Genomic DNA, 25,731 nt, shown 5'->3' with positions numbered 1-25,731 from the left:
GCCTTCGTCATGTCCGGGGCGTGCCCACGCGCAGGAGGACGGACAGGGCCAGCGCCAGGGCGGCCGCCGCGGTGGGCACCAGGAAGCCGTACGCCGTCGCCGGGGCGTGCTCGACGGTCCAGCCGCCGGAGGCCGAGCCGGCCGCGATGCCGCCGAGGAGGGCGGTCACCGCCAGGGTCATCCCCTCGTTCAGGCGCCCCGCCGGGGTCAGGCGCTGGACCAGGGTCATCCCCGTCAGCAGGGTCGGCGCGGTCGCCATCCCCGCCACCAGCAGCCCGCCCGCCAGGGCGGTCAGGGAGCCCGTCACGGCGCCCAGGAAGGGCAGCGTCATCAGCATGGCCATCGCGGCGAGACAGGTCCGCGGCCCGGCCGAGCGGCTCGTGCGGCCGTAGACCAGGCCTGCCGCGCACGAGCCGGCCGCCTGGAGCGCCAGCACCGGCCCGGCGAGCGGTCCGTCCACATGGGCCAGCGTGACCACCTCCATCGCCCCGAAGACCGCGCCCGTCGCCAGGAAGACGCCGAGCAGCGGGGCCATCCCGGGCGCGCGCAGCGGGGAGCCGGAGCCGTGGGCGCGGGGTGTGGCGGGTGGCTCCGTGGCGCGCTGGGCCGTGAAGACCAGGACGCCGGTGAGGAGCAGGACCGCGCCGGCCAGGGTCCCCGCCTCCGGGAAGAGACCGGCGCACAGGAACGCGGCCAGGACCGGACCCAGTACGAAGCACAGCTCGTCCACGGCCTGCTCGAAGGCGTTCGCGGTGTGCAGGGCCGCCGGGTCGTCCCGGTGGAGGTGGGCCCAGCGGGCCCGGGACATGCCGCCCGTGTTGGGGGTGGTGGCGGTCGCCGCGTACGCCGCGAAGAGGGTCCAGGCCGGCGCCTGGTGACGTACGCACAGCAGCAGCGCGAGCGAGCCGAGGGTCGCCAGCGCCGTCGCGGGGACGGCGACCCGGGCCTGGCCGTACCGGTCCACCAGCCGGGCCGTCCAGGGCGCGACGAGGGCGGTGGCGGCCAGGCCCGTGGCGGTGACCGCGCCGGCGAGCGCGTACGAGCCGTACGACCCGGCGATCATGATCACCGCGCTGACGCCGAACATCCCCATCGGCAGGCGGGCGATCAGATTGCCGAGGGTGAAGGCGCGGGCGCCGGGGGTCGCGAAGAGACGGACGTAGGGGTTGGCCGAGCGGCGGGACGGGCTCGGCGCGCCGCCGGGACGGGGGCGACGGAGCCGGCCGGGCGGGTGGGGCCGGTGGGGACCGGCGGGCGGGTGGGGGTCGCGGTAGCGCGGTGCGAGAGCGGGACCGGACGGGGTGAGCATGAGGTCGAGCGGCATGGGACCAGCCTCGGGGCCCGGGTCCCGGGCGGTCCAACACCTGGTCGGTGGCCATTCACGCGCCGGCGTTGTTGAATGCGGCGTGGCTCCTTCCCCGGTCCCTTCCCAGACTCCGTCCGCGGTCGCTCCTCCGGTCGCTTCCCAGGCTCCGCCCGCGGTCGCTTCCCAGGCTCCGTCCCCGGTCGCCTCCCAGGCTCCGTCCGCGGTCGCTCCTCCGGTGCCTTCCGCGGTTCCCCTCCCCGCTCCGTCCGGCTACGGCCACGACGTCGAGCCGCGGCTGCTGCGCGCCTTCGTCGCCGTCGCCGACGAACTCCACTTCACCCGCGCCGCCGCCCGCCTCTACGTCGCCCAGCAGGCGCTCAGCCGCGACATCCGGCGGCTGGAACGGGGTCTCGGCGCCGAGCTGTTCGTCCGTACCACCCGCAGGGTCGCGCTCACCGCGGAGGGGGAGCGGCTCCTGCCGTACGCGCGCGCGGTGCTGGCGGCCTGCGACGCGCTCGCCGACGCCTTCCGGGCGGCGGACCGGCCGCTGCTCGTCGACCTCAACACCACCGCCCTCTCCCACAGCCGCGTCCTGGAACGGGCCCGCGAACTCGCCCCCGAGCAGGAGCTGATGGCCCGCTACGAAGGCGGCCTCGCGGGAGCCGCGGCCCAGATCCTCGCCGGGAGCCTCGACGTCTCCTTCGGCCGCTACGGCGGGCTCGGCCCCACCGAACGGGCCGGCCTCTCCTCGCAGTTCGTACGGTACGAGGCGATGGCCGTCCTGCTCCCCGAGGACCACCCGCTCGCGGCCCTGGCGGCCGTCCCGCTGGCCGCCCTGGCGGGCGAGAGCGTCTACGCGGCGGCGGGCAACGACCTCACCCGGGAGTGGACCGATCTGGCCGCGCGGCTCTTCGAGGGCCGGGGCATCGCGGTGGCGCCGCGCGTCCCGAGAGCCGTGGGGAAGGAGGAGTTCCGCCGGATCCTGGCCAAGCTCGGCATCCCCGCCCTCGTGGTGGTCGATTTCCCGCCCTTCCCGGGGAGCGTGCTGCGCCCCCTCGTCGATCCGGTGCCGCTGTCGCCCGTGAGCCTGGTGTGGCGCACAGGGCTGCGGCACCCGGGTCTGGACGCCCTGCGGGCGGCCGCGGCGGAGATCGGCGCGCGGGAGGGCTGGCTTGACCGCCCGCCGGGCTCCTGGCTCCCGGAGGACGAGCTGCTCACATCCGTGCCCCGCCGCGGGTGAGAGCAAGGTTCCGCCCCCGTCACCTCCCGCCACCGCTCCGAAACGAGGCCTCCCTAGTCTCTCCGGAAAGAGGTCCAGGGCATCTGGACGCTCAGGACCCGACTCCGTGGAGGTACGTGATGGGCGGCCGCTGGATCGAACGGTGGGAGCCGGAGGACGAGACTTTCTGGCGCGAACAGGGAGAGCGGATCGCCCGGCGCAATCTCGCCTACTCCGTCTTCTCCGAGCACATCGGGTTCTCCATATGGAGCCTGTGGTCGGTCATGGTCCTCTTCATGGGCCCCGCGTACGGCATCGACCCGGCCGGGAAGTTCTTCCTGATCGCGACCGCCACCTTCGTCGGCGCGCTCATCCGGATCCCGTACACCTTCGCCGTCGCTCGCTTCGGCGGCCGGAACTGGACCGTCTTCAGCGCGCTGATGCTCCTGCTGCCCACCGGCTTCGCCTTCGCCGTGATGGAGCCGGGCACCTCCTACGGCACCTTCGTCCTGGTGGCGGCCCTCACCGGCGTCGGCGGCGGCAACTTCGCTTCCTCCATGACCAACATCAACGCCTTCTTCCCGCTGCGGAAGAAGGGCTGGGCGCTCGGGCTCAACGCGGGCGGCGGCAACATCGGCGTCCCCGTCGTCCAGCTCGTCGGGCTGCTCGTCATCGGCACCGCCGGCGCCCTGCACCCCCGGATCGTCCTCGGCGTCTACCTCCCGCTCATCGTGATCGCGGCCGTGTGCTCCGCCCTCTTCATGGACAACCTGGCGCCGGTGCGCAACGACACCGGCGCGGTCAAGGAAGCCCTCGCGGCCCGGCACACCTGGATCATGGCCTTCCTCTACATCGGCACCTTCGGCTCCTTCATCGGCTACAGCTTCGCCTTCGGCCTGGTCCTCCAGACCCAGTTCGGCCGTACGCCGCTGCAGGCGGCCTCGCTCACCTTCATCGGCCCGCTGCTCGGCTCGCTGATCCGGCCCGTCGGAGGCTCCCTCGCCGACAAGCACGGCGGCGCCCGCATCACCCTGTGGAACTTCGTCGCCATGGCGGCCGCCACCGTCGTGGTGATCTACGCCTCCGTCGTCGAGTCGCTCGCCGTCTTCCTCGTCGGCTTCATCGCCCTCTTCGTCCTCTCCGGGCTCGGCAACGGCTCCACCTTCAAGATGATCCCCGCGATCTTCCTCGCCCAGGGGCACCGCAAAGGCCTGGCGGGCGAGGAGGCCGAGGCGTACGGCCGCAGGCTCTCCGGGGCCGCGATGGGTCTGATCGGGGCCGTGGGCGCGCTCGGCGGGCTGGGGATCAACCTCGCCTTCCGGCAGTCCTTCCAGACCACGGGGTCCGGCACCTGGGCCTTCGTGGCCTTCCTCGCCTTCTACGCGGCGGCCCTCGCCGTGACCTGGGCGGTATACCTTCGCCGGCGCCCCGCCGTACCGGACACGGCGGAGGCGGCGGAGGAGAGGAACCCGCGGCTCGGTTACGCCGAGGTGTGATCGGGAGTGGTCCGTAACGGCCAAGAAATACGGGCGAACCGAGTCTGTCACGGATCACCGTCAGGCTCGGTCGTCATGTACGAGCATGAGCAGGGTCCCCTCGCGGGGTTCACCGTCGGGGTCACGGCGGCGCGGCGCGCGGACGAGCTGAGCGCGCTCCTCCGCCGCCGTGGCGCCGCCGTCGTCCACGGCCCCGCACTGAGGATCGTGCCGCTCGCCGACGACACCGAACTCCTCGCGGCCACCAAGGAGATCATCGACCACGCGCCCGACGTCGTCGTCGCCACCACGGCGATCGGCTTCCGGGGGTGGGTGGAGGCGGCGGACGGCTGGGGGTACGGCGACGAACTCCTCGCCCGGCTGCGGGGCGTCGAGGTCCTGGCCCGCGGGCCCAAGGTCAAGGGCGCGGTGCGCGCCGCGGGCCTGACCGAGTCGTGGTCGCCGTCGTCCGAGTCCATGGCCGAGGTCCTCGACCAGCTCCTGGACGAGGGCGTGGCCGGGCGGCGGATCGCGCTCCAGCTGCACGGGGAGCCGCTGCCCGGGTTCGTGGAGGCCCTGACGGCGGGCGGCGCGGAGGTCGTCGGCGTCCCCGTCTACCGGTGGATGCCGCCGGAGGACATCGGGCCGCTGGACCGGCTGCTGGACGGCGTGCTGAACGGCGCCCTGGACGCGGTGACCTTCACCAGCGCGCCGGCCGCCGCCTCGCTGCTGACCCGGGCGGAGGACCGCGGGGTGCTGCCGGAGCTCCTCGCCGCGCTGCGGCAGGACGTCCTCGCCGTCTGCGTGGGCCCGGTGACGGCCCTGCCGCTCCAGGGGCACGGCGTCGGGACGCTCCAGCCCGAACGCTTCCGGCTGGGGCCGCTGGTGCAGCTGCTGTGCCAGGAGCTGCCGTCCCGGGCGCGCACGCTGCCGGTGGCCGGACACCGCGTCGAGATCCGCGGCCAGGCGGTCCTCGTCGACGGCGCCCTGCGGCCGGTGCCGCCCGCGGGGATGGCGCTCCTGGACACCCTGGCGCGGCGCCCCGGCTGGGTCGTCTCCCGCGCCGACCTGCTGCGCGCCCTGCCGGGCGCGGGCCGCGACGAACACGCGGTGGAGACCGCGATGGCCCGGCTGCGGACCGCCCTCGGCGTACCGAAGCTGATCCAGACGGTGGTCAAGCGCGGCTACCGGCTGGCGCTGGACCCGGCGGCGGATCCGGCGGCGGACGGCACTCAGGCGGACGGGCAGGACGGGTAGGGCCCGGGTCCGGGGCGGTCTCCGGCCTGACCGACACCACACCCTCTGGCGGGATCCGGCGGCGGACGGCACTCAGGCGGACGGGTAGGACGGGTAGGGCCCGGGCCCGGGGCGGTCTCCGGCCTGACCGACACCACACCCTCTAGCGGGACCCGGCGCGGGTGGGCACTCTGGGAGGGCGCCCGGACCGGCTCTCGACGGCAAGGTGGTGACAGGGGCATGACCGTACGGTTCGACTCCGGGCGGATCTGCCTGGACCTCGCCGCCCAGCCGCTCGACCGCCCCGAGACGCTCGACCGGTTCCTGCACGCCGCCGGGCTCGTCCCGGCCGCCACGCCGCTGAGCACGCTGGACCCGCACTGGCTCGGTCCGTTCCGCGAACTGCGCGACTGCGTGGACGACCTGGTCCACACCCAGCTCGAAGGGCGGCGCCCCGGGCCCGCCCTGGAGCGGCTCAACTGCCTCGCCGCCGCCTCCGCGCCGCCCGCGCCCCGCGCCGTCCGCACCGAGACCGGGCTGCTCGTCCGGGTGTTGAGCCACGAGCCGGAGTGCCGGGCGCTGCTCGCCGCCGTCGCCCGGGACGCCGTCGACCTGCTCACCGACCCCGTCGCCCGCGCCCTGCTGCGCCAGTGCGAGGGCGACGACTGCCGCCGCTGCTACCTCGACACCTCCCGCGGACACCGCCGCCGCTGGTGCTCCAGCGAGCTGTGCGGCAACCGCGAACGGGTCGCCCGGCACCGGGCCGCCCGCGCCCGCGCGAAGAATCTCGTCACGCGCTGACGCGGCGCGACGCCCACTGACCCGGCCTGGTCGTGGCCGCAACTCGGCCTCACCGGACGGGCTTTCACCTGCCGTGGAGAGAAACTTCGCCGCGCGTTGAGAAGAACCCGCTCCGGTTCCGTACCCCTGGACGACAAACAAGGTCTCGACCGGGAGGTTCAGGTGCGCAAGGATGCGGCCGTGGCCGATGACCGTCCGCATCGGGCCCGGCATCGCAGCGAGGTGTCACGTCTTCGATCCTCCGTCCCTGACGAGGAGTTGATGCGTGCTCTCTACCGCGAACATGCCGGACCTTTGCTCGCCTACGTACTGCGCCTCGTCGCCGGTGACCGCCAGCGCGCCGAGGACGTCGTACAGGAGACGCTCATCCGTGCCTGGAAGAACGCCGGTCAGCTCAACAGGGCGACCGGCTCCGTCCGACCTTGGCTGGTGACGGTCGCCCGGCGCATCGTCATCGACGGCCACCGAAGCCGGCAGGCCCGGCCGCAGGAGGTCGACCCGGCACCGCTCGAGGTCCTGCCCGCGGAGGACGAGATCGACAAGGCGCTGTGGCTGATGACGCTCTCTGACGCGCTCGAAGATTTGACCCCTGCCCACCGGGAAGTATTGGTCGAGACCTACTTCAAGGGGCGTACCGTCAACGAGGCGGCCGAAACCCTCGGAATCCCCGCGGGAACCGTCCGCTCCCGGGTGTTCTACGCACTGCGTTCGATGAAGCTCGCGCTGGAGGAGAGGGGGGTATCGGCATGACACCGCCGCATGACGCCGCGGGTGCGTACGTACTCGGCATCCTGGACGACGTCGACACCGCCGCCTTCGAGGTTCACCTGGCGGAGTGCGGGCTCTGCGCCGCGCACGTGCAGGAGTTCGCCGGGATGGAGTCGATGCTGGCCATGCTGGCCGACGCCGGCGCGCAGCCCACCGCCCCCACCGCCCCCACCGGCGCTCGCCCCGGCGCACCCCGCCCGGGACCGACGGGCGCCGACCCGTACGGCGACCGCGACCCCTACGCCGGACCGGCCGGCTCCGACCCGTACGCCGACGAGGCCTTCGACGCCTTCGCGCCGCGCCCGCCCGCGCCCCCCGGGCCGCGCGCCGTCCCCGTCGGCCTCGACGCGGCCCCCGCCCCCGCGCTCCTGGACCGGCTCATGGACGAGGTCGGCGCCAAGCGGGCCCGCTCCCGCCGCCGCACCTTCTTCCTCGTCGCGGCCGCCGCCGTGCTCGTCGTCGGCGGGCCCGCCGTCGCCGTGGTCGCCACCTCCGAGGGAAGCCGCGAGAACCGCGCGGTCGAACCGCACCCCACCAGCCCCGCCGAGGACGCCTTCTTCAACCACATGGAGGAGAAGGTCCGGGCCACCGACCCGACCAGCAAGGTCAGCGCCACGGTCGGCATGGAGAAGAAGGGCTGGGGCACGCACACCGTGCTGGAGCTCAAGAACGTCAAGGGCCCGCTGAAGTGCCGCCTCATCGCCGTCTCCACCGGCGGCGAGGAGGAGGTCGTCACCTCCTGGGCCGTGCCCACCTGGGGTTACGGCATCCCCGGCGCCCCGACCGAAGCGGCCAGGAACCCGCTCTACGTCCACGGCGGAGCCGCCATGGACCGCGACGACATCGACCACTTCGAGGTCCGCACCTTCGACGGCGAGCGCCTGGTGGAGGTGGACGCCTGACATTCGGCCCCCGAGTGGCATAAGCTCGACGGCTGCCCCACGGCGGGGGCAGTGCACGTCAGAAGGGGGCCTCGGTGGCCGCGCAGGAAGCCGTCGGTGTGGTCGACACGGTCCGGGACCGCGAGATCGGCGTCGAGCAGCAACATCTGGACCAGGTCTACCGCCGCCTCGAGGAGAAGATCCACGAGGCGGAGTTCCTGATGAAGGACGCCGCCCAGCGCGGCCAGGTCGGCACGCCCGGCGCACTGGCCGAGCGGGACGCCCAGGTCTTCCGGGCCGGCATCCACCTCAACCGGCTCAACAACGAGTTCGAGGACTTCCTCTTCGGCCGGATCGACCTGCTGTACGGCAAGGACGGCAAGAAGGGCCCGGACGGCGCGTACACCTCGGTCGAACCGGCCGAGGACGCCGTGCGGCCGGACAACACCGCCGAGATCGGCGAGACGCTCCACATCGGCCGGATCGGCGTCCTCGACTCCGACTACGCCCCGCTGGTCATCGACTGGCGCGCGCCCGCCGCCGCCCCGTTCTACCGCTCCACCCCGGTCGACCCCGGCCGGGTGGTGCGCCGCCGGGTCATCCGCTCCAAGGGCCGCAAGGTCCTCGGCGTCGAGGACGACCTGATGCGCCCCGAGCTGACGGCGACCCTCGACGGGCGCGAGCTGCCCGTGATCGGCGACGGTGCCCTGATGGCCGCGCTCGGCCAGGCCCGCAGCCACACCATGCGCGACATCGTCTCCTCGATCCAGGCCGAACAGGACCTGGTCATCCGCGCGCCCGCCGCCTCCGTGACGTACGTCGAGGGCGGTCCGGGCACCGGCAAGACGGCGGTCGCCCTGCACCGGGCGGCCTACCTGCTCTACCAGGACCGGCGGCGGTACGCGGGCGGCATCCTCATCGTCTCCCCGACCCCGCTGCTCGTCTCGTACACCGAAGGCGTGCTGCCCTCCCTCGGCGAGGAGGGCCAGGTCGCGATCCGCGCGCTCGGCTCGCTGGTCGACGGCGTGGAGGCCACCGTCTACGACGAACCGGCCGTCGCCCGCGTCAAGGGCTCCTCCCGCATGCTCGCCGTCCTGCGCAAGGCCGCCCGCGGCGCCCTGGAGTCCCCGGCGCCGAAGGCCGCGCCCGCGGACCCGGCCGGTCAGCTCTCGTTCGGCGAGGACGAGGAGGACACCGCCCCCGCCCCCGCCGCCACCCCCACCCGGCTGCGCGTCGTCGCCTTCGGCCGCCGCCTCGAACTGGAGGCGGACGAACTCCAGCGGATCCGGCACAACGTCCTCGGCGGCTCGGCGCCCGTCAACCTGCTGCGGCCCCGCGCCCGCCGCCTGCTGCTCGACGCGCTGTACGCCAAGTCCGGCGCCGTCGGTAGACACAGCGACCCCGAACTCGCGGCGGAGCTGCGCTCCTCCTTCGACGAGGACGTCTCCACCGAGGACTCCTTCCTCGCCTTCCTCGACGCCTGGTGGCCCGAGCTGACCCCCCGCCGGGTCCTGGAGGCGATGGCCGACGAGAAGCGCCTGAGCCGCTGGGCCCGCCGCGTCCTCAACCAGGGCGAGATCCGGCGCGTCGCCCGGTCCCTGCGCCGCGACGGCCTCTCCGTGCACGACGTGGCCCTCCTCGACGAGCTGCACACCCTCCTCGGCGCCCCGGCCCGGCCCCGCAGGAAGCGGGAGTACGACCCGCTGGACCAGCTGACGGGCCTGGAGGAGCTGATGCCCGTACGCGAGGAGACGCAGCGCGAGCGGGCCGAGCGGCTCGCGGCGGAGCGCACCGAGTACGCGCACGTCATCGTCGACGAGGCGCAGGACCTCACCCCGATGCAGTGGCGGATGGTGGGCCGGCGCGGCCGGCACGCCACCTGGACGGTCGTCGGCGACCCGGCGCAGTCGTCCTGGTCGACGCCGGACGAGGCCGCCGAGGCCCGGGACGAGGCGCTCGGCAGCCGTCCGCGCCGCCGCTTCGAGCTGACCGTGAACTACCGCAACCCGGCCGAGATCGCCGATCTCGCCGCCAAGGTCCTCGCCCTCGCCATGCCCGGCAAGGAGTCGCCCCGCGCGGTCCGCTCCACCGGCGTGGAGCCCCGTTTCGTGGCCGTGGCGGACAAGGCGGAGATGGCCGGGACCGTACGGGAGGAGGCGCGGCGCCTGCTCGACCGGGTGGACGGCACGGTCGGCGTCGTCGTCGCCATGAACCGGCGCGAGCAGGCCGCCCGCTGGCTGGCCGGCCTGGGCGACCGGGTGGTGGCGCTGGGCTCCCTGGAGGCCAAGGGGCTGGAGTACGACGCCACGGTGGTCGTCTCGCCCGCGGAGATCGCGGACGAGTCCCCGGCCGGGCTGCGGGTGCTCTACGTGGCGCTGACCCGGGCCACCCAGCAGCTGACGGTGATCTCGGGAGACCGGGACGTGCCGGACGCGGCGGGCGTCCCCGACCTGCTCAGGGAGTGAGCGCGGGCCTCCCCGGGCGGTGACCGACCGTGTGCTCGAAGGGTTGTTTTCAAGTCAACCCGCGCGGGAGGAATCACTTACCAGGGTGGTTTGTTAGCCTTGGTCGTGGCACCGGCTCGATCCAAGCCCCCGGGCCCAACCTTCGTCCCTCAGAGGGACCACTTGCCGCGAGGCGAGCATGGCGGGTCGGTGCCACTTACACCTCTTCGTGCGTACGTACGAAGTTGAGGCCCCTGTCACCTGTGGTGACGGGGGCCTCTTCTGTTTCCCCCAAGCTTCTCGTATGGTGGAAACTACTTTCCGAAAACAAAATGACCGCATTACCTGCTACCGGCAGGTAGGTGCGACCATCGGAGGGCGCCGCCGGGCAACCAGCCGGGGCGGCGTAGCAACGAAGCTCAGGGAAAGCAGAGGAACTCGGCCATGGCAACGGCGCCCAGCGTCTCGTACTCGATGACGGTCCGGCTGGAGGTTCCCGCGAGCGGAACCGCGGTCTCCCAGCTCACCACGGCCGTGGAGTCCCACGGCGGTTCGGTCACCGGCCTCGACGTGACCGCCTCCGGCCACGAGAAGCTCCGGATCGACGTCACCATCGCCGCCACCTCCACCGCGCACGCCGACGAGATCGTCGCCCAGCTGCGCACCATCGAGGGCGTCACCCTCGGCAAGGTCTCCGACCGTACGTTCCTGATGCACCTCGGCGGCAAGATCGAGATGGCGTCCAAGCACCCCATCCGCAACCGCGACGACCTCTCCATGATCTACACCCCCGGCGTCGCCCGGGTCTGCATGGCGATCGCCGAGAACCCCGAGGACGCCCGCCGCCTCACCATCAAGCGCAACTCCGTCGCGGTCGTGACGGACGGCTCCGCCGTCCTCGGCCTCGGCAACATCGGCCCCAAGGCGGCGCTGCCCGTCATGGAGGGCAAGGCGGCCCTCTTCAAGCGCTTCGCCGGCATCGACGCCTGGCCGCTCTGCCTGGACACCCAGGACACCGACGCCATCGTCGAGATCGTCAAGGCGATCGCACCGGGCTTCGCCGGCATCAACCTGGAGGACATCTCCGCACCCCGCTGCTTCGAGATCGAGGCACGGCTGCGCGAGGCCCTCGACATCCCCGTCTTCCACGACGACCAGCACGGCACCGCGATCGTCGTCCTCGCCTCCCTCACCAACGCCCTGCGCGTGGTGGGCAAGAGCATCGGTGACGTACGGGTCGTCATGTCCGGCGCCGGCGCGGCCGGTACGGCCATCCTGAAGCTGCTCATCGCGGCGGGCGTCAAGCACGCCGTCGTCGCCGACATCCACGGCGTCGTGCACGCCGGCCGGCCCGACCTCGTCGAGGCCCACCCGGACTCGCCGCTGCGCTGGATCGCCGACAACACCAACCCCGAGGGCGTCACCGGCACCCTCAAGGAGGCCGTCGTCGGCGCGGACGTCTTCATCGGCGTCTCGGCCCCGAACGTCCTCGGCGCGGACGACGTCGCCGCCATGGCGAAGGACTCCATCGTGTTCGCGCTCGCGAACCCGGACCCCGAGGTCGACCCGGCGATCGCCCGCCAGACGGCGGCCGTCGTGGCCACCGGCCGTTCGGACTTCCCCAACCAGATCAACAACGTGCTGGTCTTCCCCGGCGTGTTCCGCGGGCTGCTGGACGCGCAGTCCCGCACCGTCAACACCGACATGATGCTCGCCGCCGCCGCGGCCCTCGCCGACGTCGTCACCGACGACGAGCTGAACGCGAACTACATCATCCCCTCGGTCTTCAACGACAAGGTCGCCGGCGCGGTCGCGGGCGCCGTCCGCACCGCCGCCAAGGCGGCCGGCGGCCCCGGCGACGGCGCCGTCTGAGAACGCCGGCCGGGCCCCGGGGTTCCCCTGCGGGCCCGGTCCGCCGCGCGAGGCCGTGACAGGCCCGCGCAGCGGCCCCACGGCGGCCGTCACGGACCGCGGCGGGGACCGGCAACGGCCCCACGGCGGCCGGTACGCCCGCCGAGACCCGGCGGACACCTCCGCCCGGGTTACGGCGCGTCGCGAGTCGCCGCGTCGTAAACCCGCCTTTAGGGTGGCTGTTCGGCTCCAAAGAGTCTCGGCAGAGTCGACGGAACGTCACCATGCCGGTGGCAGTGGCGCTTTTCGTGTGACCCCAGGGGGTGCCGGATTGGCGTTCCCGCCGCTGGTGGGGGCAGGATGCCTATTCGGGCGCGAGGGTCTGTCAGCAGACCCGGGTCCGGGGACTGTCCGAGGGCCCTGGCAGCATCGGCTTCGCTGTGCCCAATGTGCGGCTCCGCCGCGTGGCACGCCTCAACAGCAAGAAGAACACGGGAGTAACAACATGAACCGCAGTGAGCTGGTGGCCGCCCTGGCCGACCGCGCCGAGGTGACCCGCAAGGACGCCGACGCCGTGCTGGCCGCTCTTGCCGAGACCGTCGGCGAGGTCGTCGCCAAGGGCGACGAGAAGGTCACCATCCCCGGCTTCCTGACCTTCGAGCGCACCCACCGTGCCGCTCGCACCGCGCGCAACCCGCAGACCGGCGACCCGATCAACATTCCGGCCGGCTACAGCGTGAAGGTCTCCGCGGGCTCGAAGCTCAAGGAAGCCGCCAAGGGCAAGTAAGCCACGAGGGCCTCGTCCGCCGCCGCAGGGTGGCGGACGAACGGCCCCAGCAGCCTCAGGGCAGCAGGAAGGGCGGTCACCCTGTCAGGGGGTGGCCGCCCTTCCGTTCGTCCCTCTGCGGGCGCTACACCAGCGCGCTGCCCGGCAGCTCGACCTTGGCCCCCAGCTCCACGAGCTTCTGCATGAAGTTCTCGTAGCCGCGGTTGATCAGGTCGATGCCGTGGACCCGGGAGGTCCCCTGGGCCGCGAGGGCCGCGATCAGGTACGAGAAGCCGCCGCGCAGGTCCGGGATGACGAGGTCCGCGCCCTGGAGCTTCGTCGGGCCGGACACGACCGCCGAATGGAGGAAGTTGCGCTGGCCGAAGCGGCAGTCCGAGCCGCCCAGGCACTCGCGGTACAGCTGGATGTGGGCGCCCATCTGGTTCAGCGCCGACGTGAAGCCGAGCCGGGACTCGTAGACCGTCTCGTGGACGATGGAGAGGCCGGCGGCCTGCGTCAGGGCCACCACCAGCGGCTGCTGCCAGTCGGTCTGGAAACCGGGGTGCACGTCCGTCTCCAGGGCGATCGCGTTCAGCGAGCCGCCCGGGTGCCAGAAGCGGATGCCCTCGTCGTCGATCTCGAACGCGCCACCCACCTTCCGGTAGGTGTTCAGGAACGTCATCATCGAGCGCTGCTGGGCACCGCGCACGTAGATGTTGCCCTCGGTCGCCAGCGCCGCCGACGCCCAGGAGGCCGCCTCCAGGCGGTCCGGGAGCGCCCGGTGGGTGTAGCCGTCGAGGCGGTCGACACCGGTGATCCGGATGGTCCGGTCGGTGTCCATCGAGATGATGGCGCCCATCTTCTGCAGGACGCAGATCAGGTCCTCGATCTCCGGCTCCACGGCGGCGTTGGAGAGCTCCGTCACGCCCTCCGCGAGCACGGCCGTGAGCAGCACCTGCTCCGTCGAGCCGACCGAGGGGTACGGCAGCCGGATCTTGGTGCCGCGCAGCCGCTGCGGGGCCTCCAGGTACTGACCGTCCGCCCGCTTCTCGATGGTCGCGCCGAACTGGCGCAGCACGTCGAAGTGGAAGTCGATCGGCCGGCCGCCGATGTCGCAGCCGCCCAGGCCCGGGATGAAGGCGTGGCCGAGGCGGTGCAGCAGGGGGCCGCAGAAGAGGATCGGGATGCGCGACGAACCGGCGTGGGCGTCGATGTCGGCCACGTTGGCGGATTCGACGTGCGTCGGGTCGAGGATGAGCTCGCCCGGCTCGTCGCCGGGGCGGACCGTCACACCGTGCAACTGGAGCAGCCCGCGCACCACGCGGACGTCACGGATGTCGGGCACGTTGCGCAGCCGGCTCGGCCCGCTGCCGAGGAGAGCGGCGACCATCGCCTTGGGCACGAGGTTCTTCGCGCCGCGGACGCGGATCTCGCCCTCCAGCGGGGTTCCGCCGTGGACAAGCAGTACATCGTCTGTGCCGGTCATGAATCTCGCGTTCCGGAGTCGTCGGGCAGGGGGCCAGGGAAAAGGGTAAGGGGGCGGAGGCCCCTTGACGGCAGTCCGGAGGGGCCCGGCAGATGTAATGAATTCGGCACAACACCCTCTGTTCATATGATCTTGCGGAGTGTCACCGTCCGGTTGTGTTCCCGGACCGCGCCCTCATCCGTCCTGAACTGCGTCGCCGTCCATCGGTCCCGAGTGCCCCCACGAACGGCGAAGATGCGGGATCATGTGTCGCATGACCGAGGTGTCCTCGCTCACAGGGCGGCTGCTCGTCGCCACCCCCGCCCTGGCCGACCCGAATTTCGACCGCGCGGTGGTGCTCCTCCTCGACCACGACGACGAGGGCTCCCTCGGCGTTGTCCTGAACAGGCCCACGCCCGTCACGGTCGGTGACATCCTGCAGCCGTGGGCCGAGCTGGCCGGCGAGCCCGGAGTCGTCTTCCAGGGCGGCCCCGTCTCCCTCGACGCGGCCCTCGGACTCGCGGTGATCCCCGGCGACGAGGGCCCCCTCGGCTGGCGCCGGGTGCACGGCGCCATCGGCCTGGTCGACCTGGAGACCCCGCCCGAGCTGCTGGGCCCCGCGCTGGGAGCGCTGCGGATCTTCGCCGGGTACGCCGGCTGGGGCCCGGGTCAGCTGGAGGTCGAACTGGGCGACGGCGCGTGGTACGTCGTCGAATCCGAACCGGGCGACGTCTCCTCCCCGCGCCCCGAGGGCCTGTGGCGCGAGGTCCTGCGCCGCCAGCGGGGCGACCTGGCGATGGTGGCGACGTACCCGGACGATCCCTCACTGAACTGAGCCCGGCGGTTTTCAGTACCCTGGTGGCCATGAGCACTCTCGAGCCCGAGCGCGGGGCAGGTACGGGAACCCTCGTCGAGCCGACGCCGCAGGTGTCCCACGGTGACGGCGACCACGAGCGCTACGCCCATTACGTCCAGAAGGACAAGATCATGGCGAGCGCCCTCGACGGCACTCCCGTGGTGGCGCTGTGCGGAAAGGTCTGGGTACCGGGGCGCGACCCCAAGAAGTACCCGGTCTGTCCGATGTGCAAGGAGATCTACGAGTCCATGGGCCCCGGCGGGGACAAGGACAAGGGTGGCAAGGGCGGCAAGGGCGGCGACAAGTAGCTCGCCCCCGTCCGCGGGGACGGCCCCCGGTGCGCGTACTTCGGTGCGCGGACCGGGGGCCGTTTCGCGTTGCACGGGGTGCTTCCGCCGGTCACAGAGTGGTTGAGACCACTTGTCGGCGCGCGTTCCTCGCCCCTAACCTCTCGCGTGTTGTGCAGCACGAAACGCCCGTTGCGCATGCTGCAACGCCGATTGGTGGGAGCCCCCGTATGAAGCTTTCTGCCCGTATCGCCGCCCCGGTCACCGCCCTCGTCCTGGCCGGCCTCACCGCCACCGCCTGCGCCCCGCAGACCTCCGACGGCAAGGCCGCGACGGACGAGAAGAGCGGCACCCTCCGCGTCTGGCTCTTCCAGGAGGTCAACAACAAGCCGAAGGAGCAGGTCGTCGACGCGGCCGTCGCGGCCTTCGAGAAGCGGCACCAGGGCGCGGACGTGGAGGTCGAGTACATCCCCGTCGACACGCGGGCGCAGCGCATCAAGGCCGCCTTCAACGACCCGAAGTCCGCCCCCGACCTCATCGAGTACGGCAACACCGACACCGCCGGCTATGTGAAGGACGGCGGACTGGCCGACATCAGCGCCGAGTTCGGCGCCTGGGCCGAGGCCAAGGACACCGACCCCACCGCCGCCGCCTCCGTCACGGTGGACGGCAAGGTCTACGGCGCCCCGCTCTTCGTCGGCGTCCGCGCCCTCTACTACCGCACCGACGTCTTCCGGGAGCTCGGCCTCACCGCCCCCAAGTCCCAGGCCGAACTGATCTCGACCGCCAAGAAGATCCGCAAGGCGAAGCCCGGGCTCTACGGCATCGCCGTCGGCGGCGCCTACACCTACGGCGCCATGCCCTTCCTGTGGGCCCACGGCGGCGAACTCGCCACGGAGAACGGCGGGACGTACACCTCCGCCGTCAACGGCGAGGCCGCCCGCAAGGGCATCACCGCCTACACCTCGCTCTTCGGCGACGACAACTGCCCGGCCGCCAAGTGCGCCCAGATGGGCGGCAACGCCACCGTCACCGCCTTCGCCTCCGGCAAGGCCGCCATGGCGATCGGCGGCGACTTCAGCCACGCCGCCGTCGAGGCCGGGACCGTCAAGGGCGCGTACGCCGTCGTGCCCCTGCCGGGCGTCACCCCGGGCTCCATCGCCCCGGCGTTCGCGGGCGGCAACAACCTCGGCGTGCTGAAGAGCAGCGAGCACCGCACGCTCGCCGTCGACCTGATGAAGTCCCTCGCCGGCAAGGAGACCCAGGGCAGGCTCTTCGACGCGATGGGCTTCCTGCCGACCTACACCGACGTGCGGGCGGAGGCGGCGCGCAAGCAGCCCTTCGTGAAGCCCTTCATCGACACCCTCGGCGCGGGCGCCAAGTTCGTCCCGGCCTCCGCGGGCTGGGGGCAGATCGACGCCTCGCTGGTGCTGCCGACGATGTTCCAGGAGGTCGTCAGCGGCCGCAAGGACGTGGAGACCGCCTCCGACGACGCCGCGAAGAAGATGGACGCCGCCTTCGCCGCAGCGGGCCGATGACGATGGCGTCCGCGAAAGGCACGGAGACGGGCGGCACGGAGACGGGCGATACGGAGAGGGGCGGTACGGAGACGGGCGGCAGGCGAGCCCGCGTCGACGAGGGGGGTGTGACGAAGACGGGCGCGGCGGGCGGCCCCGCCGCGGCCCCCGGCGTCGTCCCCGGCCCCCGCGAGGGCGACGGCCCGGCGGCCCGGGCGGCGGTGCGGGGGAGGGGCGCCCCAAGCCGGCACGGCTCCGGCTGGACGCCCTGGCTCTACCTCCTGCCCGCGCTCGTCGTCCTCGGCGGGCTGCTGCTCTACCCCATCTACCAACTGGGGCTGATCTCCTTCCTGGAGTACACCCAGGCCCAGGTCAGCGGCGGCGAGCCGACCTCCTTCCAGGGGTTCGGCAACTACACCGCCCTCTTCTCCGACCCCCAGTTCCGGCAGGTCCTCCTCGCCACCGTCCTGTTCGCCGCCGCCTGCGTCGTCACCACGCTCGCCGTCGGCTGCGCGCTCGCGGTGCTCCTCACCCGCGTACGGGCCGTGCCCCGGCTCGCCCTCATGCTGGCCGCGCTCGGCGCCTGGGCCACCCCCGCCGTCACCGGCTCCACCGTCTGGGTCTTCCTCTTCGACCCCGACTTCGGACCCGTCAACCGCGTCCTCGGCCTCGGCGACTTCTCCTGGACGTACGGGCGATACAGCGCCTTCGCGCTGGTCCTCTTCGAGGTCGTCTGGTGCTCGTTCCCGTTCGTGATGGTGACGGTCTACGCGGGCATCAAGGCCATCCCGTCCGAGGTCCTGGAGGCCGCCGCCCTCGACGGCGCCTCGCAGTGGCGGATCTGGCGCTCGGTCACCGCGCCGATGCTCCGGCCCATCCTGGTCGTCGTCACGATCCAGTCGATCATCTGGGACTTCAAGGTCTTCACCCAGATCTACGTGATGACGGGCGGCGGCGGCATCGCCGGGCAGAACCTCGTCCTCAACGTGTACGCCTACCAGAAGGCGTTCGCCTCGTCCCAGTACAGCCTGGGCGCGGCGATCGGCGTCGTCATGCTGCTGATCCTGCTGGCCGTGACGCTGGTCTACCTCCGACTGCTGCGCCGTCAGGGAGAAGAGCTGTGAGCGCGTTCCGTATCCGCCGCCCCGGGCGGCTCGCCGCCGAGGCGTGCGCCCTCCTCGTCGCGGCCGCGGTCGCCTTCCCGCTGTACTGGATGGTCCTCTCCGCCTTCAAGCCGGCCGGCGAGATCCAGTCGGCCGAACCGCGGCCGTGGACCCTGGCCCCGTCCCTCGACTCCTTCCGGCGGGTCTTCGAACAGCAGGATTTCGGCCGCTACTTCCTCAACTCGCTGATCGTCGCCGGGACCGTCGTCCTCGTCTCCGCGCTCATCGCCTTCCTGGCGGCGACCGCCGTCACCCGCTTCCGGTTCCGCTTCCGGACCACCCTGCTGATCATGTTCCTGATCGCCCAGATGGTGCCGATCGAGGCGCTGACGATCCCGCTCTTCTTCCTGCTGCGGGACTTCGGCCAGCTCAACACCCTGGGCTCGCTGATCCTGCCGCACATCGCCTTCTCGCTGCCCTTCGCGATCTGGATGCTGCGCGGCTTCGTCAAGGCGGTCCCGGAGGCGCTGGAGGAACAGGCCCAGATCGACGGCGCGAGCCGGACCCGGTTCCTCTGGCAGATCCTCTTCCCGCTGGTCTTCCCGGGGCTTGTGGCCACGAGCGTCTTCTCGTTCATCTCCACCTGGAACGACTTCCTGTTCGCGAAGTCGTTCCTCATCAGCGACACCTCGCAGTCCACCCTGCCGATGGCGCTGCTGGTCTTCTTCAAGCCCGACGAGAACGACTGGGGCGGGATCATGGCCGGCTCGACCGTGATGACGATCCCGGTGCTCGTCTTCTTCGTACTCGTCCAGCGCCGCCTGGTCTCGGGTCTCGGCGGCGCGGTGAAGGACTGACAAGTCACCCGCCCCCGTTCGCCGTGCACCCCGAGCACCCCCCCGCTCCCCGTTCCGAAAGGCCGATGCCATGCGTGACGACGACCACCACGAGCCGCTCATCCCCGCGCCCAGGACGGTCGAGACCCTGGGGGACGCCCCCGGACGCCTCGCGCTGGACGCGGACACCACGCTCGACGCCGGGCCGGGGACCGAGGGCGCCGCCCGGTGGCTGCGGTCCGCGCTCGGCGCGGCCACCGGACTGCCGTTCGCCCCGGGCGACGGGCCGCACGCCGTACGGCTGCGGATCAGCGCCGAGATCGAGCGCGCCGAAGGCCCGGAGGCGTACCGGCTGTCCACCGACGGCTCCGTCGAGGACGTCACCGTCCTGATCGAGGGCGGCGGCCCCGCCGGCGTGTTCTGGGGGGCCCAGACGCTCCGTCAACTGCTCGGCCCCGACGCGTACCGCAAGGCGCCCGTCCGCCCGACCGACCGCGGCTGGGACCTCCCGCCGCTCACCGTCACCGACGCCCCGCGCCTGCGATGGCGCGGGTTCATGCTCGACGTGGCACGGCACTTCATGCCCAAGGACGACGTCCTGCGCCAGCTGGACCTCCTCGCCGCGCACAAGCTGAACGTCTTCCACTTCCACCTCACCGACGACCAGGGATGGCGCCTGGAGATCGAGCGGTACCCCCGGCTCACCGAGGTCGGCGCCTGGCGGGCCCGGACGAAGTGGGGCCACCGCGCCTCGCCGCTGTGGAACGAGACCCCGCACGGCGGCTACTACACCCACGACGACATCCGCGAGATCGTCGCCTACGCCGCCGAACGGCACATCACCGTCGTCCCCGAGATCGACGTCCCCGGCCACTCCCAGGCCGCCATCGCCGCCTACCCCGAACTGGGGAACACCGACGTCGTCGACACCGCCGCCCTGACCGTCTGGGACACCTGGGGCGTCAACCCGAACGTCCTCGCCCCCACCGACACCGTCCTGCGCTTCTACGAGGGCGTCCTCGAGGAGGTCCTCGACCTCTTCCCGTCCACCTTCGTCCACCTGGGCGGCGACGAGTGCCCCAAGGAGCAGTGGCGGCGGTCGGCCACCGCCCAGGCCCGGATCAAGGAGTTGGGCCTGGCCGACGAGGACGCCCTGCAGGCCTGGTTCGTCCGCCACTTCGACCGCTGGCTCGCCGACCGCGGCCGCCGCCTCATCGGCTGGGACGAGATCCTGGAAGGCGGAAGCCTCGGCCGCGCGGCGGGGCCCGGAGGGCCAGGACCGGGCCTCTCGCCCGGCGCCGCCGTCTCCTCCTGGCGCGGCTACGCCGGCGGGATCGCGGCCGCCGAGGCCGGCCACGACGTCGTCATGTGCCCCGAGCAACAGGTGTACCTGGACCACCGTCAGGCCCCGGGCGAGGACGAACCGATGCCCATCGGCTACGTACGGACCCTGGAGGACGTCTACCGCTTCGATCCCGTGCCCCCCGCCCTCTCGCCCGAGGCGGCCGCCCGGGTCATCGGCGCCCAGGCGAACGCCTGGACCGAGGTCATGGAGAACCGGTCCCGCGTCGACTACCAGGTCTTCCCGCGCCTCGCCGCCTTCGCCGAGGTCGCCTGGTCGACGCTCCCCGCACCCGCCGAACGGGACTTCGCCGATTTCGAACGCCGGATGACCGCCCACTACCGGCGCCTCGACGCCCTCGGCGTCGACTACCGGCCGCCCGCCGGCCCCGCGCCCTGGCAGCGGCGCCCGGGAGTGGCGGGCCGCCCCCTCGACGGAGCGCCCCCGATCGTGTGAGGCACCTCGCTCCCCGACGTCACCCAAGAGCGGCAAAACGGAAGTTACCGCCGCTCGCGGGACGTCCTGGACGGAACCAGCCTTCGCGGACCCTCGCGCCGGACGGCCCGGAAGATGTGCCAGAGTTGCCACGTCCAGGCTGTGAGCACGTACGGTACGGCCACACAGGCGTCACAGCCGGGGACGAGTCGGGGACCGCCGGGGACACCGGGAAGGGGCAGCGGGTTGACCACGCACGCACCACAGACGGCGCAGTCCGTGACGCTGCCCGCCTCGCTCGACGAGGCCGTGGCGGCGCTCACCGCCATGCCGGCCGCCGTGCCCGTCGCGGGCGGCACCGACCTGATGGCCGCCGTGAACAAGGGCCGGCTGCGGCCCGCCGGACTCGTCGGTCTCGGCCGGATCAACGAAATCCGCGGCTGGCAGTACCAGGACGGCCACGCCCTCCTCGGCGCCGGCCTCACCCACGCCCGGATGGGCCGCCCCGACTTCGCGGCGCTCATCCCCGCCCTCGCCGCGGCCGCCCGCGCCGCCGGCCCGCCCCAGATCCGCAACGCGGGCACCCTGGGCGGCAACATCGTCACCGCCGCGCCCACCGGCGACTCCCTGCCCGTGCTGGCCGCCCTAGAGGCCGACCTGGTCGTCATGGGCCCGCTCGGCACCCGCGAGATCCCGATCTCCCACCTGCTGGCCGGCCGCGACCTGCTGGCCCCCGGCGAGCTGGTCGCCTTCGTCCGCGTACCGCTGCTGCACGCCCCCCAGGTCTTCGTCAAGGCCACCGGCCGCACCGGCCCGGCCCGCGCCACCGCCTCCGTCGCCGTCGTCCTCGACCCGGCGCGCCGGGGGGTGCGCTGCGCGGTGGGCGCCATCGCGCCGATGCCGCTGCGGCCACTGGAGGCCGAGCACTGGATCGCCTCGCTGGTGGACTGGGACGGGGCGCGGGGGCTCGCGCCGGAGGCGCTGGCGGCGTTCGGCGAGTACGTCGCCGCCGCCTGCATCCCGGACCCGGAGGGCGACGAGCAGCTGCCCCCGGCCGTACTGCACCTGCGGCGCACCGTCGCCGCGCTGGCCCGACGAGCACTGGGGAGGGCGCTGTCGTGAGCGACGAGCACGATGACCGGACGGGTGGCTGGGAGCCGATCCCGCAGAGCGAGGGGTACGACGGCGACGCCACCGCCTTCGTCCAACTGCCGCCCGAGTTCATGCTGGACGGCGTCCCGCTGGAGGCGCCCGGCCACGGCTACGTACCGCCGATGATCACGCCGCTGACCCCGCTGGCGGCGACCGACCCGGCGGCCACCGGCTCGTGGGCCGTGCAGCAGCCCCCGCAGGCGCCCGACCCGCACGCGACGGGCCAGTGGACCTTCCCCGAGGCCGCCGGACCCTCGCCAGAGGCGCAGTCGGCGTCGACCGGCCAGTGGCGCATCCCGGTGGTGCCCGACGGCCCGGACGAGTCTGGCGAGTACACGGCCTCGATGCTGGCGCAGTACACGAGCAGCGCCCCGGCGACCCTGCCAGGCGGCGCGCCGGCGCCGTGGGCGGAGGCCGGCTTCGTCCAGGAACCGGCGCCCGGCTTCGTACCGGAGACGGCGGGCGCACCGGACGCCCCGGCGTCGCCGGAGCAGGCCGCCGACGCCGGATACGCACCGGAGGAGACGTTCGAGGGCTTCGCGACGGGTGAGGCCGTCGGGGAACCCGAGCACCACGCACCGGGTGAGGCTGCCGAGGCGCCCGAGCACCTCGCGCCGGGGGAGGGCGCGGCGCCCGACGAGGCCCCCGCGCAGAGCGAGGACCCCGGCGAGGCACCCGCGTCCGACGAGGTACCCGGGGGCGCCTACGCGCCGTTCGGGGCGGTGGAGGCGGCCGCGCCCGCCGTGTCCACCGGCAGCAGCGCCGACAGCGACGAGCACCCGCACACCTCGTACGTCCTGCGGGTGAACGGCGCCGACCGCCCCGTCACCGACTCCTGGATCGGCGAGTCCCTGCTCTACGTCCTGCGCGAGCGCCTGGGACTGGCCGGCGCCAAGGACGGCTGCTCACAGGGCGAGTGCGGCGCCTGCAACGTCCAGGTCGACGGCCGGCTCGTCGCCTCCTGCCTGGTGCCCGCCGCGACGGCCGCCGGCAGTGAGGTGCGTACGGTCGAGGGCCTGGCCACCGACGGCGAACCGTCCGACGTGCAGCGGGCCCTGGCCCGGTGCGGAGCCGTCCAGTGCGGCTTCTGCGTCCCCGGCATGGCGATGACCGTCCACGACCTCCTCGAGGGCAACCACGCCCCCACCGAGCTGGAGACCCGCCAGGCGCTCTGCGGCAACCTCTGCCGCTGCTCCGGCTACCGCGGCGTCCTCGACGCCGTCCAGGAGGTCGTCGCCGAGCGCGAGGCCGCCACGGCCGCCGACCACGCCGACGAGGCGCGCATCCCGCACCAGATCCCCCACCCGCACGACGGAGGCATGGCGTGAGCAGCGACGCGACCACCGCCACCAGCACCGCGCTCGACGACGCCCGGCAGGAGCTGCCGCCGCACGGCCTGGGCGCCTCGCTCCCGCCCGCCGACGCGCGGGCCAAGACCGAGGGCACCTTCCCGTACGCCTCCGACCTGTGGGCCGAGGGGCTGCTGTGGGCCGCGCTGCTGCGCTCCCCGCACCCGCACGCCCGGATCGTCTCCATCGACACGACGGCCGCCGCCGAGATGCCCGGCGTCCGGGCCGTGGTCACCCACGCCGACGTGCCGGGGGAGGCGACGTACGGCCGGACCGTCGCCGACCGCCCGGTCTTCGCCTCCGACCTGGTCCGCCACCACGGCGAGGCGATCGCCGCCGTGGCCGCCGACCACCCCGACACCGCCCGCCTCGCGGCGGCGGCCATCACCGTCGAGTACGAGATCCTCGACCCGGTCACCGACCCGGAGAAGGCCTTCGCCGCCCCCGCCCTGCACCCCGACGGCAACCTGATCCGGCACATCCCGCTGCGCTTCGGCGACCCCGAGGCGGCCGGCGAGGTGGTGGTCGAGGGGCTCTACCGCATCGGCCGCCAAGACCCCGCGCCCATCGGCGCCGAGGCGGGACTCGCCGTGCCCCGCCCCGACGGCGGCGTCGAGATCTACACCGCCTCCACCGACCCGCACACCGACCGGGACCTGGCGGCCGCCTGCTTCGGCCTCGCCCCCGACCAGGTGAAGGTCGTCGTCACCGGCGTCCCGGGCGCCACCGGCGACCGCGAGGACCCCGGCTTCCAGATCCCCCTCGGCCTGTTGGCGCTGCGCACCGGCTGCCCGGTCAAACTGACCGCCACCCGCGAGGAGTCCTTCCTCGGCCACGCCCACCGCCACCCGACGCTGCTCCGCTACCGCCACCACGCCGACGCCGAGGGCCGGCTGGTGAAGGTGGAGGCGCAGATCCTCCTCGACGCCGGCGCCTACGCCGATGCCTCGTCCGAGTCCCTGGCCGCCGCGGTCTCCTTCGCCTGCGGCCCGTACGTCGTGCCGCACGCCTTCATCGAGGGCTGGGCGGTCCGTACGAACAACCCGCCGTCCGGCCATGTGCGGGGCGAGGGCGCGCTGCAGGTCTGCGCGGCGTACGAGGCGCAGATGGACAAGCTGGCGGCGAAGCTGGGCCTCGACCCGGTCGACGTACGCCTGCGGAACGTCCTCGCGACGGGGGACATCCTGCCGACCGGCCAGACCGTGACCTGCCCCGCCCCGGTGGCCGAACTCCTCGCCGCCGTACGCGAGTTCCCGCTGCCCGCGCTGCCCCTTGACACCCCCGAGGACGACTGGCTGCTCCCCGGCGGCCCGGAGGGCGCGGGCGAGCCGGGCGCCGTCCGGCGGGGCGTCGGCTACGCCGTCGGCATGGTGCACATGCTCGGCGCGGAAGGCGCGGACGAGGTGTCGACGGCCACCGTGAAGGTGCACGACGGCATCGCGACGGTGATCTGCTCGGCCGTGGACACCGGTTCCGGCTTCACCACCCTGGCCCGCCAGATCGTGCAGGAGACGCTGGGCATCGACGAGGTCCACGTCGCCGGCGTCGACACGGATCAGCCCCCGGCGGGCCCGGCCACGCACGGCCGGCACACCTGGGTCTCCGGCGGCGCGGTCGAGCGGGCGGCGAAGATGGTGAGGACGCAGCTGCTGCAGCCGCTGGCCCACAAGTTCGGCATGTCCACGGAGCTGCTCCAGATCACCGACGGCAAGATCACCTCGTACGACGGCGTGCTGTCGACGACGGTGACCGAGGCGATGGACGGCAAGGAACTCTGGGCGACGGCCCAGTGCCGCCCCCACCCGACCGAGCCGCTGGACGAGTCGGGCCAGGGCGACGCCTTCGTGGGCCTCGCCTTCTGCGCGATCCGCGCGGTGGTGGACGTCGACATCGAACTCGGCTCGATCCGGGTGGTGGAGATGGCCGTGGCCCAGGACGTCGGCCGCGTCCTCAACCCGGCCCAGCTCGCCACCCGCATCGAGGCCGGCGTCACCCAGGGCGTCGGCGCGGCCCTCACGGAGAACCTCCGCACGGCCCGCGGCCTGGTCCGCCACCCCGACCTCACGGGCTACGCCCTGCCGACGTCCCTGGACGCCCCGGACGTCCGCATCGTCAAGCTCGTCGAGGAACGCGACGTCGTGGCCCCCTTCGGCGCGAAGGCGGCGAGCGCGGTACCCGTGGTCACCTCCCCGGCGGCCGTCGCCTCCGCGGTCCGCGCGGCGACCGGCCGCCCCGTCAACCGCCTCCCGATCCGCCCCCAGGCGGCGGTCGCGGTGCCCAACTCCTGACGCGGGGGCGGCGCCCCTGCCGCAACGACGGACGCCGGCGCCGCCCTCCTCGTGGGGGCGGCGCCGGCGTCGTATCGGAGACCGTGGCGGGAATTGAACCCACGTACCTCGCTTTGCAGGCGAGTCCCTCAACCACTCGGGCACACGGTCCGGTTGAGCACGAGTACGACGGTACGGAGCGGGCCGGGGCCGCTCAAGTGAACCGGGCATCGTGCAACACGACTGCCATACGCCGTTCACGGTCCCGGGGCGTGTGTCAAAAGTCCCGTCTGGCCGGGGACGCCTGGCACGCACGCTCGCTGCGTTGTCGGTCGTCGGCGCAGCCCGCTGCGCTCTCCTCCCTCCGCCTTGCGA

General features: G+C 73.1%; 20 protein-coding genes and 1 tRNA gene. 18 read left to right on the top strand and 3 right to left on the bottom strand.

The window, feature by feature from the left end; all coding sequences use genetic code 11:
* Positions 1-7: 7 nt before the first annotated feature.
* Positions 8-1,324, bottom strand: coding sequence for an MFS transporter (locus tag ACFZBD_RS31745; protein ID WP_391146417.1), 1,317 nt, complete (start codon positions 1,322-1,324; stop codon positions 8-10).
* A 217-nt stretch (positions 1,325-1,541) separates the two neighbouring features.
* Here ACFZBD_RS31745 and ACFZBD_RS31740 point away from each other — a divergent pair, with 217 nt between their 5' ends.
* From ACFZBD_RS31740 to ACFZBD_RS31700, 9 genes are all read left to right on the top strand, one after another.
* A complete protein-coding gene (locus tag ACFZBD_RS31740) occupies positions 1,542-2,546 on the top strand; it encodes a LysR family transcriptional regulator (protein ID WP_391146414.1) in 1,005 nt (334 codons plus the stop codon).
* A 119-nt stretch (positions 2,547-2,665) separates the two neighbouring features.
* Positions 2,666-4,021, top strand: coding sequence for an MFS transporter (locus tag ACFZBD_RS31735; RefSeq protein ID WP_391146411.1), 1,356 nt, complete (start codon positions 2,666-2,668; stop codon positions 4,019-4,021).
* 75 nt (positions 4,022-4,096) lie between these two features.
* Entirely contained in the window at positions 4,097-5,257 is a 1,161-nt protein-coding gene (locus tag ACFZBD_RS31730; protein WP_391146407.1) for a uroporphyrinogen-III synthase, read from the top strand.
* Between the two features lie 219 nt (positions 5,258-5,476).
* The gene (locus ACFZBD_RS31725) at positions 5,477-6,037 is read left to right on the top strand and encodes an ABATE domain-containing protein (protein ID WP_391146405.1); all 561 of its coding nucleotides are present in this window, start codon (positions 5,477-5,479) and stop codon (positions 6,035-6,037) included.
* A 162-nt stretch (positions 6,038-6,199) separates the two neighbouring features.
* Positions 6,200-6,787: a sigma-70 family RNA polymerase sigma factor gene (locus ACFZBD_RS31720; RefSeq protein WP_391146402.1), complete on the top strand. Its 588-nt coding sequence runs from the start codon at positions 6,200-6,202 to the stop codon at positions 6,785-6,787.
* Complete coding sequence (locus ACFZBD_RS31715) at positions 6,784-7,707, top strand: anti-sigma factor family protein (protein ID WP_391146400.1); 924 nt, start codon at positions 6,784-6,786, stop codon at positions 7,705-7,707. The genes ACFZBD_RS31720 and ACFZBD_RS31715 overlap by 4 nt, the downstream gene beginning before the upstream one ends.
* Positions 7,708-7,781: 74 nt before the next feature.
* Positions 7,782-10,151, top strand: a complete 2,370-nt coding sequence (locus ACFZBD_RS31710) for a UvrD-helicase domain-containing protein (protein WP_391146397.1) — start codon at positions 7,782-7,784, stop codon at positions 10,149-10,151.
* Between the two features lie 423 nt (positions 10,152-10,574).
* Positions 10,575-12,002 carry a malic enzyme-like NAD(P)-binding protein gene (locus tag ACFZBD_RS31705; RefSeq protein WP_391146395.1) on the top strand — a complete coding sequence of 476 codons (1,428 nt, stop codon included), beginning with the start codon at positions 10,575-10,577 and terminating at the stop codon, positions 12,000-12,002.
* Positions 12,003-12,486: 484 nt separating this feature from the next.
* Entirely contained in the window at positions 12,487-12,768 is a 282-nt protein-coding gene (locus ACFZBD_RS31700) for an HU family DNA-binding protein (protein ID WP_017237029.1), read from the top strand.
* A gap of 124 nt (positions 12,769-12,892) precedes the next feature.
* Here the strand turns inward: ACFZBD_RS31700 and murA are convergent, their stop codons facing one another.
* Positions 12,893-14,233 (bottom strand): UDP-N-acetylglucosamine 1-carboxyvinyltransferase, encoded by a 1,341-nt coding sequence (gene murA / locus ACFZBD_RS31695; protein WP_391146391.1) that lies wholly within the window; start codon positions 14,231-14,233, stop codon positions 12,893-12,895.
* Between the two features lie 253 nt (positions 14,234-14,486).
* Between murA and ACFZBD_RS31690 the strand changes: the two genes are divergently transcribed.
* The 9 genes from ACFZBD_RS31690 to ACFZBD_RS31650 all read left to right on the top strand — a co-directional run bounded on the left by ACFZBD_RS31690 (position 14,487) and on the right by ACFZBD_RS31650 (position 25,377).
* Positions 14,487-15,047, top strand: a complete 561-nt coding sequence (locus tag ACFZBD_RS31690; RefSeq protein ID WP_391146389.1) for a YqgE/AlgH family protein — start codon at positions 14,487-14,489, stop codon at positions 15,045-15,047.
* Positions 15,048-15,076: 29 nt separating this feature from the next.
* A complete protein-coding gene (locus ACFZBD_RS31685; protein WP_391146387.1) occupies positions 15,077-15,376 on the top strand; it encodes a DUF3039 domain-containing protein in 300 nt (99 codons plus the stop codon).
* A gap of 209 nt (positions 15,377-15,585) precedes the next feature.
* Positions 15,586-16,893 (top strand): extracellular solute-binding protein, encoded by a 1,308-nt coding sequence (locus tag ACFZBD_RS31680; RefSeq protein WP_391146384.1) that lies wholly within the window; start codon positions 15,586-15,588, stop codon positions 16,891-16,893.
* 107 nt (positions 16,894-17,000) lie between these two features.
* Entirely contained in the window at positions 17,001-17,996 is a 996-nt protein-coding gene (locus tag ACFZBD_RS31675; protein ID WP_391146382.1) for an ABC transporter permease subunit, read from the top strand.
* Positions 17,993-18,832, top strand: a complete 840-nt coding sequence (locus tag ACFZBD_RS31670; RefSeq protein WP_391146380.1) for an ABC transporter permease subunit — start codon at positions 17,993-17,995, stop codon at positions 18,830-18,832. Before ACFZBD_RS31675 ends, ACFZBD_RS31670 begins: the two co-directional genes overlap by 4 nt.
* A gap of 70 nt (positions 18,833-18,902) precedes the next feature.
* On the top strand, positions 18,903-20,609 hold the full coding sequence (locus tag ACFZBD_RS31665) for a family 20 glycosylhydrolase (RefSeq protein ID WP_391146377.1): 1,707 nt from the start codon (positions 18,903-18,905) through the stop codon (positions 20,607-20,609).
* Between the two features lie 225 nt (positions 20,610-20,834).
* On the top strand, positions 20,835-21,710 hold the full coding sequence (locus tag ACFZBD_RS31660; protein WP_391146374.1) for an FAD binding domain-containing protein: 876 nt from the start codon (positions 20,835-20,837) through the stop codon (positions 21,708-21,710).
* Complete coding sequence (locus ACFZBD_RS31655) at positions 21,707-23,068, top strand: 2Fe-2S iron-sulfur cluster-binding protein (protein ID WP_391146371.1); 1,362 nt, start codon at positions 21,707-21,709, stop codon at positions 23,066-23,068. Before ACFZBD_RS31660 ends, ACFZBD_RS31655 begins: the two co-directional genes overlap by 4 nt.
* Positions 23,065-25,377 (top strand): molybdopterin cofactor-binding domain-containing protein, encoded by a 2,313-nt coding sequence (locus ACFZBD_RS31650; RefSeq protein ID WP_391146368.1) that lies wholly within the window; start codon positions 23,065-23,067, stop codon positions 25,375-25,377. The genes ACFZBD_RS31655 and ACFZBD_RS31650 overlap by 4 nt, the downstream gene beginning before the upstream one ends.
* 78 nt (positions 25,378-25,455) lie before the next feature.
* Here ACFZBD_RS31650 and ACFZBD_RS31645 read toward each other — a convergent pair.
* Positions 25,456-25,527 (bottom strand) — tRNA-Cys (locus ACFZBD_RS31645).
* Between the last annotated feature and the right edge of the window lie 204 nt (positions 25,528-25,731).

This window comes from Streptomyces sp. NPDC008121 (assembly GCF_042957155.1).
Lineage (GTDB): Bacteria > Actinomycetota > Actinomycetes > Streptomycetales > Streptomycetaceae > Streptomyces.
The sequence above is the reverse complement of the archived record's forward strand: the minus strand, read 5'-3'. Positions and strand labels throughout refer to the sequence as shown.